This is a genomic window from Roseixanthobacter pseudopolyaromaticivorans, assembly GCF_043195145.2.
Lineage (GTDB): Bacteria > Pseudomonadota > Alphaproteobacteria > Rhizobiales > Xanthobacteraceae > NCEH01.
Genome location: NZ_CM195539.1, coordinates 4,768,522 through 4,782,330 on the forward strand (window position 1 = coordinate 4,768,522; position 13,809 = coordinate 4,782,330).

General features: G+C 67.5%; 15 protein-coding genes and 1 tRNA gene. 7 read left to right on the forward strand and 9 right to left on the reverse strand.

All coding sequences use genetic code 11. From position 1 onward, the window contains the following. Position 1: 1 nt before the first annotated feature. The gene (locus V5F68_RS22215) at positions 2–748 is read left to right on the forward strand and encodes a hypothetical protein (RefSeq protein ID WP_394015233.1); all 747 of its coding nucleotides are present in this window, start codon (positions 2–4) and stop codon (positions 746–748) included. Beyond that, complete coding sequence (gene mmsB, locus V5F68_RS22220; RefSeq protein ID WP_394015232.1) at positions 745–1,638, forward strand: 3-hydroxyisobutyrate dehydrogenase; 894 nt, start codon at positions 745–747, stop codon at positions 1,636–1,638. Before V5F68_RS22215 ends, mmsB begins: the two co-directional genes overlap by 4 nt. A 161-nt stretch (positions 1,639–1,799) precedes the next feature. On the opposite strand, the gene V5F68_RS22225 is transcribed toward mmsB, so the two are convergent. From V5F68_RS22225 to V5F68_RS22245, 5 genes are all read right to left on the reverse strand, one after another. Beyond that, positions 1,800–1,876, reverse strand: a tRNA-Met gene (locus tag V5F68_RS22225). A gap of 114 nt (positions 1,877–1,990) precedes the next feature. Next, positions 1,991–2,635: a class I SAM-dependent methyltransferase gene (locus tag V5F68_RS22230; protein WP_394015231.1), complete on the reverse strand. Its 645-nt coding sequence runs from the start codon at positions 2,633–2,635 to the stop codon at positions 1,991–1,993. A gap of 90 nt (positions 2,636–2,725) precedes the next feature. Continuing rightward, positions 2,726–3,916: a tRNA 2-thiouridine(34) synthase MnmA gene (gene mnmA, locus V5F68_RS22235; protein ID WP_394015230.1), complete on the reverse strand. Its 1,191-nt coding sequence runs from the start codon at positions 3,914–3,916 to the stop codon at positions 2,726–2,728. 155 nt (positions 3,917–4,071) lie between these two features. Beyond that, entirely contained in the window at positions 4,072–4,884 is an 813-nt protein-coding gene (locus tag V5F68_RS22240; RefSeq protein WP_394015229.1) for a TrmH family RNA methyltransferase, read from the reverse strand. A 1-nt stretch (position 4,885) separates the two neighbouring features. Continuing rightward, complete coding sequence (locus V5F68_RS22245) at positions 4,886–5,935, reverse strand: LacI family DNA-binding transcriptional regulator (protein WP_394015228.1); 1,050 nt, start codon at positions 5,933–5,935, stop codon at positions 4,886–4,888. Between the two features lie 50 nt (positions 5,936–5,985). On the opposite strand from V5F68_RS22245, the gene V5F68_RS22250 reads away from it, so the two are divergent. Then, positions 5,986–6,969: an NAD(P)-dependent oxidoreductase gene (locus tag V5F68_RS22250; RefSeq protein ID WP_394015227.1), complete on the forward strand. Its 984-nt coding sequence runs from the start codon at positions 5,986–5,988 to the stop codon at positions 6,967–6,969. Positions 6,970–6,974: 5 nt separating this feature from the next. On the opposite strand, the gene V5F68_RS22255 is transcribed toward V5F68_RS22250, so the two are convergent. Beyond that, entirely contained in the window at positions 6,975–8,315 is a 1,341-nt protein-coding gene (locus V5F68_RS22255) for an aminotransferase-like domain-containing protein (RefSeq protein ID WP_394015226.1), read from the reverse strand. An 80-nt stretch (positions 8,316–8,395) separates the two neighbouring features. Here V5F68_RS22255 and V5F68_RS22260 point away from each other — a divergent pair, with 80 nt between their 5' ends. Next, entirely contained in the window at positions 8,396–8,704 is a 309-nt protein-coding gene (locus V5F68_RS22260; RefSeq protein ID WP_394015225.1) for a DUF1127 domain-containing protein, read from the forward strand. A 6-nt stretch (positions 8,705–8,710) separates the two neighbouring features. Here V5F68_RS22260 and V5F68_RS22265 read toward each other — a convergent pair whose 3' ends face one another. Both V5F68_RS22265 and V5F68_RS22270 read right to left on the reverse strand, forming a co-directional pair. After that, complete coding sequence (locus tag V5F68_RS22265) at positions 8,711–9,319, reverse strand: TetR/AcrR family transcriptional regulator (RefSeq protein WP_394015224.1); 609 nt, start codon at positions 9,317–9,319, stop codon at positions 8,711–8,713. A 351-nt stretch (positions 9,320–9,670) separates the two neighbouring features. After that, on the reverse strand, positions 9,671–10,849 hold the full coding sequence (locus tag V5F68_RS22270; RefSeq protein WP_394015223.1) for a GGDEF domain-containing protein: 1,179 nt from the start codon (positions 10,847–10,849) through the stop codon (positions 9,671–9,673). A gap of 194 nt (positions 10,850–11,043) precedes the next feature. On the opposite strand from V5F68_RS22270, the gene V5F68_RS22275 reads away from it, so the two are divergent. The 3 genes from V5F68_RS22275 to V5F68_RS22285 all read left to right on the forward strand — a co-directional run bounded on the left by V5F68_RS22275 (position 11,044) and on the right by V5F68_RS22285 (position 13,114). Further along, a complete protein-coding gene (locus V5F68_RS22275; RefSeq protein ID WP_394015222.1) occupies positions 11,044–11,730 on the forward strand; it encodes a TenA family protein in 687 nt (228 codons plus the stop codon). A gap of 170 nt (positions 11,731–11,900) precedes the next feature. Next, on the forward strand, positions 11,901–12,272 hold the full coding sequence (locus tag V5F68_RS22280) for a hypothetical protein (protein WP_394015221.1): 372 nt from the start codon (positions 11,901–11,903) through the stop codon (positions 12,270–12,272). 149 nt (positions 12,273–12,421) lie between these two features. Beyond that, positions 12,422–13,114 carry an alpha/beta hydrolase gene (locus tag V5F68_RS22285; RefSeq protein WP_394015220.1) on the forward strand — a complete coding sequence of 231 codons (693 nt, stop codon included), beginning with the start codon at positions 12,422–12,424 and terminating at the stop codon, positions 13,112–13,114. A 7-nt stretch (positions 13,115–13,121) separates the two neighbouring features. Here V5F68_RS22285 and V5F68_RS22290 read toward each other — a convergent pair whose 3' ends face one another. Beyond that, positions 13,122–13,808: a P-loop NTPase family protein gene (locus V5F68_RS22290; protein WP_394015219.1), complete on the reverse strand. Its 687-nt coding sequence runs from the start codon at positions 13,806–13,808 to the stop codon at positions 13,122–13,124. Position 13,809: the final 1 nt, after the last annotated feature.

Here is a 13,809-nt window from a genome sequence, read left to right on the forward strand (position 1 = left end):
CATGACCGGTCCGCATAACTCAATCCTCAAATCCCCCAGCGCCTGGAGGTATGCTGTTCTTGAGCATCTCGTGTGTTGGGTTCATCGCGAAAATTATATTGAAGGTAATATAAATAAAATTCACGAAACTAAATATTTTTGGCAAGTGTTTTTATATTATTATAATTTAAGTAGAAATTTCAAGAGAGGTGAAAACGACGAAAATATCAAGAAAGTATTTGAGATATTTGAAACGGCTAAAATTCCACAAAGTGATTCAGATTTTTTCAGAGGTGTTAGGCTCATCTGCGAAAGGGTTTTGTCGCTGGATGATCAAATCGTGCGCCCGCATGAAAAGATCGGCGGGCCAAAATCCGCCGCCTCAAAGGTTTTATTTAATAAAAATCCTTATTTTGGATTTATATTCGATTCTAGAGCGAGCAAATCTCTTAAATCAATACGTAAAAATATTCCGATCTCAAAAATAAGTGTCGGATTTGATTTTGATGTCTTCTACGAAGAATATGCGAAACAATTTTTCCCAGTTCGAGATTTAATGCAGGGCATTCTGGATGATTATGGTTTGATTCCCGGTATGACCGCGGGTCGCATCGTGGATAAGCTTCTTTATCTAGGGGGAGGAAGCCTTATCGAAGAATCTGAACGAATTCTTGATTCAAGTGCTGCTTTGGTGATGTTTGAAAGCTGCAATGAAGCGGCAACGGAAGTTGGGGCAAAAATTTCTAAAATATTTGAGGAAACCCTATGAGTAGCATCGGTTTCATCGGGCTCGGCAACATGGGCGGGCCCATGGCGGCCAATCTGGTCAAGGCGGGGCATGGCGTGCGCGGGTTTGACCTTGCCCCCGCCGCGCTGGAGGCAGCGAAGGCGAAGGGCGTCGTCATCGCCGCGACTGCCGCCGAAGCGGTGGCGGACGCCGACATCGTCGTCACCATGCTGCCCAGCGGCAAGCACGTGGTGGGTGCCACCACGGGCGAAAACGGCCTGTTCGCGGCGGCGAAGCCCGGCACGCTGTTCATCGACAGCTCCACCATCGACGTCGCCTCGGCGCGCGCCTTCCATGACGCGGCCCTGGCCGCCGGGCATGAGCCGCTCGATGCGCCGGTCTCCGGCGGCGTGGGCGGGGCGGAAGCCGGCACGCTCACCTTCATGGCCGGCGGCACGGCGGAGGCGTTCGCGAAAGCGGAGCCCATCCTCGTGCTCATGGGCAAGAAGATCGTCCATTGCGGCGATGCGGGCGCGGGGCAAGCGGCGAAGATCTGCAACAACATGATCCTCGGCATTTCCATGATCGCGGTGAGCGAAGCCTTCGTGCTGGGCGAGAAGCTCGGCCTCTCCCATCAGGCGCTCTACGATGTGGCCTCGACCTCCTCGGGGCAATGCTGGTCGCTCACCACCTATTGCCCCGTGCCGGGGCCGGTGCCCACCAGCCCGGCCAATCGCGGCTACCAGCCGGGCTTTGCGGCCGCGCTGATGCTGAAGGATCTGCGCCTCTCCCAGGAAGCTGCCGGCCAGGCCGGGGCTGCGACCGCCCTCGGCGCGGCTGCGACCGCGCTCTACACCGCCTTCGAGGAAGAGGGGAATGCCGGCAAGGACTTCTCCGGCATCATCGAATGGGTGCGCACCCGCGAGGGGTGACGCGCCCGGATGATCCGAACGACGCGCGATGCCCCGGCTGGTCCGGGGCATTTTTTTGTCGGCGCGCTGGACGCGCGGGCAAAGGGAAGGCACGCGCGCGGCGTGGCCGGCGCGGTATCTGTTCAGGACCAGTGATCGGGGCGTTTTCGGCCGGGGGCGAATGGTAGCAGCGGGCGGATTTGAACCGCCGACCTCCGGGTTATGAATCCGGCGCTCTCACCAACTGAGCTACACTGCCACATCGCACGCCGCTCGGTGCCGGGCACGCGAGCTTGCGGAGGACGGGATATAGGGGAGCGGGCGCTGCGGTGTCAAGAAAGCGCGTGCGTTCTTCAACCGCTCTGCCGCCCCCTCAGGCGCGCGATTTCTTGATGCGCACCAGCTTGAAGAAGCCGACCGGGAAAACCGGCGAGATTTCCACCACTTCCATGTCGCCCTGCCGGGCGGCCCAGGCGCCGAGGCGGCTGGCCTTGAAGGCGATGCTCCAGCCCACCTTCTTCACCAGCGGGGCGAGCGCGGATTCCACATGCATGGCCGGGCCGGCATCGGCGCCGAGCTTGGAGGCGATGATGATTTCCCCGCCCGGCTTCAGCACGCGGCGCATCTCGTCGAGCGCGCCTTCCGGGTCCGGCACCAGGGTGATGACGAAGGGCACGGTGACGGCGTCGAAGCGGGCGTCGGGGAAGCCGAGCGCGCAGGCATCCATGGCGGCCAGCAGCGAAACCTGCTTCAGGCCGCGCGCCGTGGTCTTCTGCACCGCCTTGCGCAGCATGTCCGAGGACAGATCGATGCCGGTGACGCGGCAGGTGCGGGGATAATAGGGCAGGGTCAGCCCGGTGCCGACGCCGACCTCCAGAATGTCCGGGCCGCAGCTCGCGGCGGCATTGGCGGCCTTGCGCTGCGCGTCCGCCAGCAGCTTCTCATAGACGGTGTCGTAGATGGGCGCCCATTTCGCATACGCGCGCTTCTGGCCTTCGAGATCGTACTGGACCGCCATGTCTGCCTCTGCCCCAGCCTGTGCATCCCGGCGGTCGCCCCGCCGGGACGTCTTGTCATGCGGCACGTGCGCCGCGAAAGTTTCGTTCCCTCAGGCCACCTGCGCCTGCATCGCGTCGCGCACCGCCGAGCGGGTGCGCAGAATGGTGCCGCCGCCCAGAAGGCGGGCACCGCCGTCGGGTGCATCGTAGAGCACGCAAGCCTGCCCCGGTGCAACGCCTTCTTCGCCGAGATGCAATTGCACCAGCGGGTGCCCCTGCGCGTCGAGCCCCAGCCGGCCCGGTGCGGGGGCGCGGGTGGAGCGCACCTTCACGAACACCTCGCGGCCGGCCGCGCAGGCCTCCGCGAACGGCTCGTCGCCCAGCCAGTTCACGTCGGCGATGCGGATGGCGTGCACCGCGAGCGCCTCGCGCGGGCCGACCTTGACCTCGCGCCGCGCGGCGTCGATGCCGATCACGTACAGCGGTTCGGGCGTGGAGATGCCGAGGCCCTTGCGCTGGCCGATGGTGTAATGCATCACGCCGCGATGGCGGCCGAGCAGGCGCCCGTCCAGATGCACGATGTCGCCGGGATCGCCCGCTTCGGGCCGCAGGCGCTGCACCACTTCGGCATAATCGCCGCCGGGCACGAAGCAGATGTCCTGGCTGTCCGGCTTGTCCGCCACCACCAGCCCCAGCTCGGCGGCGAGCGCGCGCACTTCGCTCTTCTTCAGGTGGCCGAGCGGAAAGCGCAGCCGCGCCAACTGCGCCTGGGTGGTCGCATAGAGGAAATAGCTCTGGTCGCGATTGTCCTCGGCGGCGCGAAAGAGCGCGCGGCGGCCGTCCGCCAAGGCGCGGCTGGAGACGTAATGGCCGGTGGCGAGCACGCTGGCGCCGAGATCCTCGGCGGTGGCCAGCAAGTCGCGGAACTTGACCGTGCGGTTGCAGTCCACGCACGGAATGGGGGTGACGCCGGAGGCATAGCTGTCGGCAAAGCGCTCGATCACTTCCTCGCGGAAGCGGCTTTCATAATCGAGCACGTAATGGGGAATGCCGAGCTTTTCCGCCACGGTGCGGGCGTCGTAAATGTCCTGCCCGGCGCAGCAGGCGCCCTTGCGCAGGGCGGCGGCGCCCTGGTCGTACAATTGCAGCGTCACGCCCACCACGTCATAGCCGGCGTGCGCCAGCAGCCCCGCCACCACGGAGGAATCGACGCCGCCGGACATGGCCACCACCACGCGCGTGGAGGCGGGGTCCGCGCCGATATCGCCGATGTGGTCGAGGAGGCTAGGGGGCAAATTCATGGGGCGGTGTCACCGGCAGAAGGACTGGCGCATGGCCGGACCCTGCGCGACCACGCCCCTTTAGTATAGGTCGCCGCCGCCAGTGTGCAATTGCGACGCAACACAACGTCCATGTGTGCCAAGCAGGGCCGGGCGCGCATCGGCGCGTGGCGCGCTCAGCTTGCCCCGGTCCCGCCGGCGAGGTGGTGGAGCACGATGCCGCTGGTAGTGGCCACGTTCAGGCTGTCGAAACCCGGCGCCATGGGAATGGAAACAGTGCGGGTGCGCGCGAGCAGGTCGCCGGGCAGGCCGGGCCCCTCGGTGCCGAACAGCGCGGCCACGCGCGCGCCGCGTTCCAGGCGGGACAGAGGGCTTGCCCCGGACGGGCTGAGCGAGACGATCTCGAAGCCGGCCTGTTCCAGCGCCTCCAGCATCGCGCCGCCGCTGGCGACCCGCGCATAGGGCACGATCAGGCTCGCGCCCACGGAAACCCGGATCGCCTTGCGATAGAGCGGGTCGCAGCTCCCCGCGTCCAGCAGCACGGCGCTCGCGCCGAAGGCGGCGGCGTTGCGGAAGATGCCGCCCATATTGTCATGGTTGGAGATGCCCACCAGCCCCACCACCAGGGCGCGTGCCGGCAGGGACGCGAGCAAGTCGGCCGGATCGGGGAGCGGCGGCGGTTCCACGAGGGCGAGGATGCCGCGATGGATATGGAAGCCGACGATGGCGTCCATCACCGCCTGCGCCGCCACATGCACCTGCACCTCGTCCGAGAGTCGCTCGATCACGTCCGCGAGGCGCGCGGCGCTGGCGGCCGAGAGCAGCAGCGCCGCGATGCGATGGTCGGCGCGCGGCGCCAGCAGGCGCAGCACCACCTCACCCTCGGCGATGAAGCGGTTCTTCCGGCCGATCAGGTCGCGCTCGCGCACGGCGAGGAAATCCGCGACGCGCGGGTCCTGCGCATCGGTGATCGTGACGATGTCCGGCATCTCAGCGTGCGGGACGGGCCGGCGGGGGACCGGCGGAGGCGCGCACCACCAGCTTCGGCTCCAGCACCACGCGCTCTACCGGGCGGGTGGGGGCGGCGATGCGCGACAGCGCGAGGCCGGCGGCGGCCCGGCCATATTCGGGAATGCGGGTGTAGACGGTGGTCAGTGCCGGGTGCCAGAGCGCCGCTTCGCCGATGTCGTCATAGCCGACGATGGAGAAATCCGCGCCCACCTCCAGCCCCGCCGCCTGCACGCCCATGACCGCCCCGAAGGCGCACAGATCGTTGAAGCAAACCGCGGCGGTCGGTGGATGTTCCAGCGCCAGCAGGCGCGCGACGCCCTCGCGGCCATATTCGCGCAGCCCGGGGCCGGGCACATGCAGCTCCGGCTCGAACGGCAGCCCCGCCTGCGCGAGCCCGGCCTTGTAGCCGGCGAGCCGCTTGCGCCCGGTGGAGGTTCCCTGCAGGCCGCCGATCATGCCGATGCGGCGGTGGCCGAGCGCCACCAGATGGGCGACGCCCAGGCTGACACCGACCTGATCGTCGGAGCCGGCGAAATCGAAGCCCGATCCCTCCACCTCGCGCGTCACCTGCACCACGGCGATGCCGCTGATGGCCAGCGCCCGCAGGTCGGCGACGGTGCTGTCCACGGCGGGGGAGATGATGAAGGCGTCCGGCCGGTATTCGGCGAGCGTGCCGAGGGTGCGGGCCTGGCGCACCACGTCTTCCTGGCTCACGCCCAGCAGAATGGTCTTGCCGGCGCCGCTCAGCGCATCTTCAAGCGCCGCGAGCAGCTCGGTGAAGGAAGGATTGACGATATCGTGCAGGCCGACACCGATGATATTGGTGCGGGCGGTGCGCAGGGAGGCGGCGCCGCGATTGGCCACATAGCCGCGCTCGCGCGCCATCTCCTGGACCCGCTGGCGGGTGGCCTGCGCCACCACCGGGCTGTCGCGCAGCGCGAGCGAGATCGTGGCCGTGGACAGTCCCAGTTCCGAAGCCAGGCGTTGCAGCGTGACCCTGCCCAGGCTGGCCGTTTCCGTATCGTCCATGATCCCTCCGTGCTGCCAAGTCTTAGACGCTTCGCTTGCTCACTTCATCCATGCTAAACGATTTAAGCCCCGCGACCAAAAGACAAAGTCACTCGGAGGGAACGGAAATGGAAAAAGCGCGCATCGGCTTCATTGGCGTCGGCCTCATGGGCCATGGCATGGCGAAGAACCTGCTGGAAAAGGGTTTTCCCCTCACCGTCCTCGCGCATCGCAACCGCGCGCCGGTGGAAGACCTTCTGGCGCGTGGCGCCGCAGAGGCCAAGAGCGCGGCCGATCTCGCGCGCGCCTGCGACATCATCTTCCTCTGCGTCACCGGCGCGCCCCAGGTGGAAGCGGTGGTGCGCGGACCGGGCGGTATCCTGGAAGGCGCGCGGCCGGGGCTGCATCTTGTGGACACCTCCACCTCCGAGCCGGCGCTCACCATGGCGCTGCATGCCGAGCTGAAGGAAAAGGGCATCGCTCTGGTGGATTCCCCGCTCGGCGGCACCCCCGCCAATGCGGCCGAGGGTACGCTCATCGCCATCGTCGGCGCCGAAGACGCGGCCTTTGCCACGGTGAAGCCGGCGCTGGAGGCGATCTCGGCGCGGATCAATCATGTGGGCGCGCCCGGCGCCGGCCACACCATGAAGCTGCTCAACAATTTCCTCTCGCTCGGCTATGGCGCGCTCTATGCCGAGGCGCTCGCGCTCGCCGGCAAGGTGGGCGTCTCGCCACAGACCTTCGACAGTGTCATCCGTGGCTCGCGCATGGACTGCGGCTTCTACCAGACCTATTTCAAATATGTGCTGGAGCGCGACGTGAACGCCCACAAGTTCACTTTGTCCAATGCCCACAAGGACATGCGCTATGTGAACAATCTCGCTTCCGCGACCGGGGCGGCCAATTTCATCGGCGCGACCATCAAGAACGTCTATGCCGCCGCCGAGGGGCTGGGCCGGGGCGATTGGAACGTGCCGCAGATTTCCGACGTGGTGGCCGAGATGAACGGGGTCTCGCTGGGCGAGATTCCGCAGATGAAGGCGGCGGCGGAATAGGCGTCCTATTCCACCTCGCTTTCCACCGGGCCGCCCTCCATCAGCCGGCGCAGCGCCAGCAGCGCCTCGCGCAGAACGGCGTGTGAGGGCGGAGACAAGGCGAGCCGCAGCGCGTTCGGCGCATGGCCGGGGGTCACGGCGAAGGCGCTGGACGGGGTGATGGCGATGCCCTGGCGGGCGGCGGCGCCGGCAAAGGCCTCCGCGCGCCAGGTTTCGGGCAGTTCCAGCCAGGCGTGATACGCGCGAGGGTCCGCCTTGAGCATGGGGCCGTCGAATACGCCGCGCACGATCGCCTGCCGCGCTTGCCCGTCCGCGCGCTTGGCGGCCACGAGCCGGGCGACCACGCCTTCGGCCATGATGTGCAGCCCCTGGGCCAGGGACAGGCCGGTGACGGCCCAGGCGCCGGCGCGCACCGCCGCGACCAGCCGCTCGCTCCAGGCCGGCGGCGCGGCGATGAAGCCGAGGGTGAGCCCCGGCGCGACCTGCTTGGAGAGGCTGTCCACCAGCAGCACATGGTCCGGCGCGCGCGCGCTCAAGGGCGCGTCGTCGCACAGGAAGCCGTAGATCACGTCTTCCACCGCCATCAGCCCTTCGCTTTGCAGCAGATCGGCGAATTCCGCGCGTCGCGCCGCGTCCATGGAGACGCCGAGCGGATTATGGAGGCTCGGCTGCACATAGACGCCGCGCAACGGCGCCGCGCGGTGGGCGCGGGCGATGGCGTCGGGCTTGAGGCCCTTCTCATCCATGGCGAGCGGCACCAGCGTGATGCCGAGGCGCGCGGCGATCCATTTCACGGCCGGATAGGTCATGGCCTCGACGCCGATGCGCTCGCCCGGCGGGGCGAGGGCGGCGAAACTCGCGGCGATCGCCTGCCGCCCGTTGCTGGTGAACAGGATGCCGGCCGGATCGGGCCGCCAGCCGGGGCGGGCCAGAAAGTCAGCGGTCGCGTTGCGGGCCGCGCGCGTCCCTGCGGCCCCAGTGGGGCGGAACGCCGCCGAAAGCCCGCCCTGCCGGGCAAACCCCGCCAGGATCTGTTCCAACTCCGCATCCTGGTTCGGGAGCATGGGAAAATTGAGCTGAAGATCCACCGACGCCTGCGCCGGTTCCCCGAGCCCGCCGCTGCTCGGCGTGGGCAAGGTGCGCACGTAACTGCCGCGCCCCACCTCGCCGGAAATCAATCCCCGCCGTACCAGCTCGGCATAGACCCGGCTGGCGGTCGAAGGGGCGATGCCGACGGTATAGGCGAAGTCGCGCTGGGTCGGCAGCCGGCTACCGGCGGCTAGGCGACCGGACGCGATATCGGCGGCGAGCATGTCGGCGAGGGCGCGATAGTCAGGTGCAGGCATTATTGATCCGAGGGCAATATAACAATTGCACCGATATTACATCGGCGCAATGAATGCGAGCAATTCATGAGGATCTTACCATGACATCGCTCACTCGCCAGATTACTCCGACCGAAAAGCGCGGTCGGTCGGCGCTTCCCGCCCTGGGGCGCGCGCAGGGTGCTCAAGCGTCAGCGCGGGGCCGGGTGGCGCGCGGCACCGTGCGCGGCGCCGCCGCGCCGGTGCCCGACAGCCGTCTCGCGCAGCTCCTGGGAGTGTTGAAGGTGTGGCTGCGCCGGGCGCGCGAACGGCGCGAACTGGCGGATCTGGACGACGACCAGATGCGCGACGCGGGAATCAGCCGCGATGCGGCGCGGCGCGAGGCGGAGAAGCCGTTCTGGCGCGCGTGACCGCGTTCAGCGCTTGACGCCGTAGGCGCTCATGAACATGCGCACCGCGCGGCCGACCACCGCTTCGATCTGATCGCGCTGGATGGTGGCCGCCGCTCCGAACAGCACCGGGGCGAGGATGGTGTCCTTGGAGAGGGAGAGGAACTGGCTGGCCGCCGCGTCCGTGTCGTCGATGTCGAGCACGCCCTGGTCGACTTTCGCCTGGAGAAAGGCCGACAGGCGGCGGGTGCCGGAGTTTGGCCCCGCTTCCAGAAAGCGCATGCCGATGGCAGGGAATTTCTCGGCAATGGCGATCACACTGCGCACGGTCGCCACGTGGCAGGGGCGCAGCATCGCCTCGATAAAGGAGATGCCGAGCTTGGTCAGCGCCGCCTCAAGGTCCGGCTCTGCGGCATCGAGCACGAACAGGCGCTCGGCGGTCTCCGCGCATTCGCAGCTCACGAGGCTGGCGAAGAGATCGACCTTGTCGTGGAAATACACATAGAGCGTGCCTTTGGAGACGCCCGCCGCGCGCGCGATCTCGCCCATGCTGGCGGCGTCGAAGCCCTGGTCCAGAAACACCTGCCGCGCACCGGCCAGGATCTGCCTGCGCTTCTCCGGGTCCTGGCCCGCCACTGCTTCCCTGGTTTCCACAACCGACAAAATTTGTTCTCCACACTCGGCCACGGCGCCCAAGGGGCTGGCGTTGTTGCATTACCCTTGGCTGAAAGGGCGGCCGCGTCAATTGTCTGGACGCTCACAATGGTTAAATATTGACCGAACCGTTCAGTTCCACTTGCGCGCTTGAAAAAGCTCGGCTACACAGGGATTGTCTTGACCGAACCGTTCGGTCACGTCCGGAGCCGCAACCCGGGCATGGCTGACGTCGAGGGAGGAGAGCACCGCCCCCGCTCTCCTCCCTCATTCTCCTCAAGGCCTTTCCATTCCATATGCCGGCTTCACGGCGCCGCGAATTTGCTCATCGGTTCAGCCCGACGTGAGAAGCGTCGGCGTTTCGATCGGCGGCGCGACGCTCAGGCGATTGAGTCCTTCCCGCTTGGCGTCATACAGCGCGCGGTCCGCCGCCTGGATCAGCACGTCCATGCTGGCGGTGGTGCCGGGCCGCGTCGCGGCGATGCCGGCCGAAGCGGTGCACATGCTCTCGCAGCCTTCCACCATGCCGGACAGATGCGTGAAGGTGACCATGATGCGCCGCGCGGCGATGGCCGCCTGCTGGCCGTCGGTCTCCGGCAGCACCACCGCGAATTCCTCGCCGCCGATGCGCCCGGCCATGTCACCGGCGCGCAATTGCGTCGTGGCGGCGCTGGCGAACGCCAGCAGCACAGCGTCGCCCACCGGGTGGCCGTAGGTGTCGTTGATGAATTTGAAGCGGTCGAGATCGAACACGATGACCGCGCTCGGCCGGGCGCGCCGCGCATCGCGCGCCAGGGCGGCCACCGCATGGACGAACAGGGCGCGCCGGTTGGGAAGGCCGGTCAGGGCATCGGTATCCGCCGCGAGCCGCAGGTGGGCGGCGATCTTCTCCTTGGTCAGGGTCACCAGGAGAAAGGCGAACAATTGCAGCATCACCACATTTTCAAGCGCAATCGGGATGAACCACGGATTTGCGAACATGAAGATCGGGCCCTGCGGCTGCATGAGCGCCAGCGGGATGCGCAACAGCAGGCCGATGCCGTGCACGATCATCAAGATGGCGAGAGGAATGCGGCTCGGCAGGCCGTGGGCCCGCAGGAATTCGCGCGCCGCTGCCGCGCAATAGCCCGCCAGCAGGACCGAGGCGACGGTGATGCGGCCGGCCGTGTTGCTGTAGAAATCCGGGAACTGGCACGCCACCAGCCACAGCACCGCGCCGGCCACCGCCACCAGCGGCTCCATCTGCCGGCCGTTGAAGGCACGCGCGGCGGCATAGATGAGGCCGCCCCCATAAATGACGAGGCCGGTCCCGAGCACCTGCGAGAACATCGCCGGCAAGGCCTCGCGCGCGGCGTTGAGGACGATGCCCAAGGTGATGATGGCGTAGGCGATGCCGCCCCACAGCAGCAGGCGCTCGCCGCGCGCCTGGGACCACGCCCAGAGCTGCAGCCCGGCGCCGATGGCGGCCGTCAGCACAAGCAGGGCGAAAAGCGTATGGGGCTCGGATGGCATCTGGATCTTCGTGGCCTGCGGGCGCAAAAAGCGAAGCGCGGGTTCATTCGTGCGACCCTATATAGCACCGCCCAGGATTGGCGTCGCGCGGGCAGCGACCCCGGCGATACCCTGGCGCCGCCGCCGGCGGATCGGCTAATATGCCCCCTTCTGCCTTCGCGTGCGCCTCAGGCGCGCCCCTCCCGGACGCCTCGATGACCTCTCAGGCTCGCAACGACACTCGCTTCTCCCGCAAGGCGTGGGACGCGAACGCCCCGCTTTACGACGCCATCCGCGCCATGCCCTTCAATGCCGAGCTGGCGGCGGGAACGCTGGAGGAGGCGCGGTTCAAACACTACATCGTGCAGGATGCCCATTACCTGATCGGCTTCGGCCGTGCCCTTGCGCTGGCCGCCGCCAAGGCGCCGACCCCGGACCGGATCGTGCAGTTCGCCAAGGGGGCCGAGGTCGCGATCATCGTCGAGCGTGAATTGCACGGCTCGTTCTTCCTGCAGTTCGGCATCGGGCCGGCGGCCTTCGCGCACACGCCCCTCTCCCCCGCCTGCCACCATTATGTGTCCTTCCTCCTGGCGACGGCCCATGGCGAGCCCTACGAGGTGGTGCTCGGGGCGTTGCTGCCGTGCTTCTGGATCTATGCCGAGGTGGGACGCGACATTCTCGCCCGTGCCGCCCCCGGCAATCCCTACCAGGCCTGGATCGATACCTATGCCGGCGAGGAGTTCCACGCCGCCGTGCGCGAGGTGATCGCCGCCACGGACGAAGCCGCCGAGCAGGCTTCCGCCGGCACCCGGGCGCGCATGTTCGACGCATTCGCCCGTGCCACTCAGCTCGAATGGATGTTCTGGGATTCCGCCTATCGCCTGGAGGCCTGGCCGGTGTGAGGCGGCGGTCCCGACAGGGGCCGCGAGCCATGCGGAAAGCGAAGGGAGGACGCGCGCTGTTCGTCCACAGCATGGTCTTGCCCCCGTCGTCGGACATGGACACACTCCGCCGCAAATCACCCCGGAGCCGCGCCGAGAGCGGCTGCACGGGCCGCGCAGATGGAGCCGCCATGACCGCCAAACCCGCATTCGCCCGCACTGTCGTCGCCTCCGTTCTGGCGGCCGGCCTCCTGGCCGCCGTGGCGGTTCCGCTGGCGCCTGCGCACGCGGAGAGCTGCCTGGAGCAGATCGTCGCCCTTCAGAAGCGGGTGGATGCGGTGCAGGGCAAGCCGGCGGCGCCGCGCCCCGAGCCCCAGAGCGTCGGTGCCCAGCTCGACCAGCAGCCGACCCCGGGTTCGGTCGCTGCCGCCACCGGCAACCTGCCGCCGCCGGTGGGCCCCGCCGCCGCGCTCAATGCCGCCCAGAATTTCCAGGCGGCCGGCGATGAAGCCAAGTGCCTGAAGGCGGTCGGCGAGGCGCGCGACATGCTGGAAGGCCGCTGAGCGCGTCGTTTCCGCTTGAGCGAGGATCGCGCCGCGATAACTCCTCTGGCGACCGCCAGGAGGGCAGGACCGCGATGCGGCTTCGCGCGGCCGGGGACACACCAGGCCGGCGGTCTTGTCCGCCTACCCCATTTGACTAAGGTGGGATCATGATCGACCCCTTCCTCGCCGGCCGCCTCACCTTCACGCCCGCCGCCCCCAGCAAGCCGCCGCTTCCCGCCGGCCGCAATGCGCTCGGCATCGCGCCGGAGCGCGACGCCGTGCTGTTCGTGCCGTCGCGGCTCGATCCGACCCGGCCGGCACCGCTCGTGGTGCTGTTTCATGGCGGCGGCGGCAGCGCGGAGAAGATCCTGCCGGTGCTGGAAAGCCAGGCGGAGATGCATTCCTTCCTGCTTCTGGCGCCCCAGTCCCAGTTTCCCACCTGGGACATCGTGATCGCCGGGAACGGCCCGGACCGCGAGCGGCTCGACAAGGCGCTGGCGGAGGTGGCCGCCCATTTCGTGGTGGACCGCGACCATCTGGCGTTCGCCGGCTTCTCCGATGGCGGCAGCTATGCCCTGTCCCTCGGCCTGACCAATGGCGACATCGTCAGCCATATCATCGCGTTTTCGGCCGGCTTCATGTCGGTGCACGTGCAGGAGGGCGCGCCGCGCGTGTTCATCGCGCACGGCCTCCAGGACGAGCAATTGCCCATCGCCACCGCCGGGCGCGCCAATGCCGCCAAGCTCCAGGCCGCCGGCTACGACGTGCAATATGTGGAGTTCAACGGCAACCACTCGGTGCAGCCGCCGATCGTGTTCCTGGCCATGAATTTCTTCCTTGGCGCCGGCGTCGCCACGTGAGCGGGCGCTAGGGCTTCACGTTGAGGAATTTGATGCGGCCCACCGCCGCGATCAGCTTGGCGATCAGGCGCGGGGCAAAGCGCTGGTAGCGGCGCGCCTCGCTGGTGATTTCGTCCGCCACGCTCTGGTTGAAGCGATCGTTCATCACGATGCCGCTCAGCGGCGCGTTGGCGCTGCGCAAGGCGGCGGCGGCGCGGGCGAGGGCGGCGCGCGAATCGCGTCCCGCCATGCAGAGCACCACAAGGCTGTCGCACGCGCCGGCGATGCTCGCCACCGGCACGGCGACGCGCTCGCGCGGTTCCACCGCGGCGAGATCGAGCACGATGGCGTCGTAGGATTCCAGCAACAGATCGACCATGGCGCGGATCGCGGCTGCGCTGCGGAAGGCGAAGCTGGCCTCGGGCAGCGGGGCCGCGATCAGCGTATCGAAGCCGCGCGGATCATTGTCGATGAAGGCGAGAAGGTCGGGATCGGCCGGGGTCCATACGGTCGCCTGCGCGGGCACGGCGGCGGTCGGGTCCGCAAGGCCGACGAGCAAGGTGCGGTTCTGGCGCTGGGACCGCACCGCCAGGGCGGCGGCGAGCGCCGAGACCCCGCTGCCGCTGTGGACGCTGGTGATGCCCACGGCGCGGGCGCCCTGTCCGAAGGTGGAGAGGTAGATGGATTCGACCTCGCGCAGGCTGCGGCCCCTCATG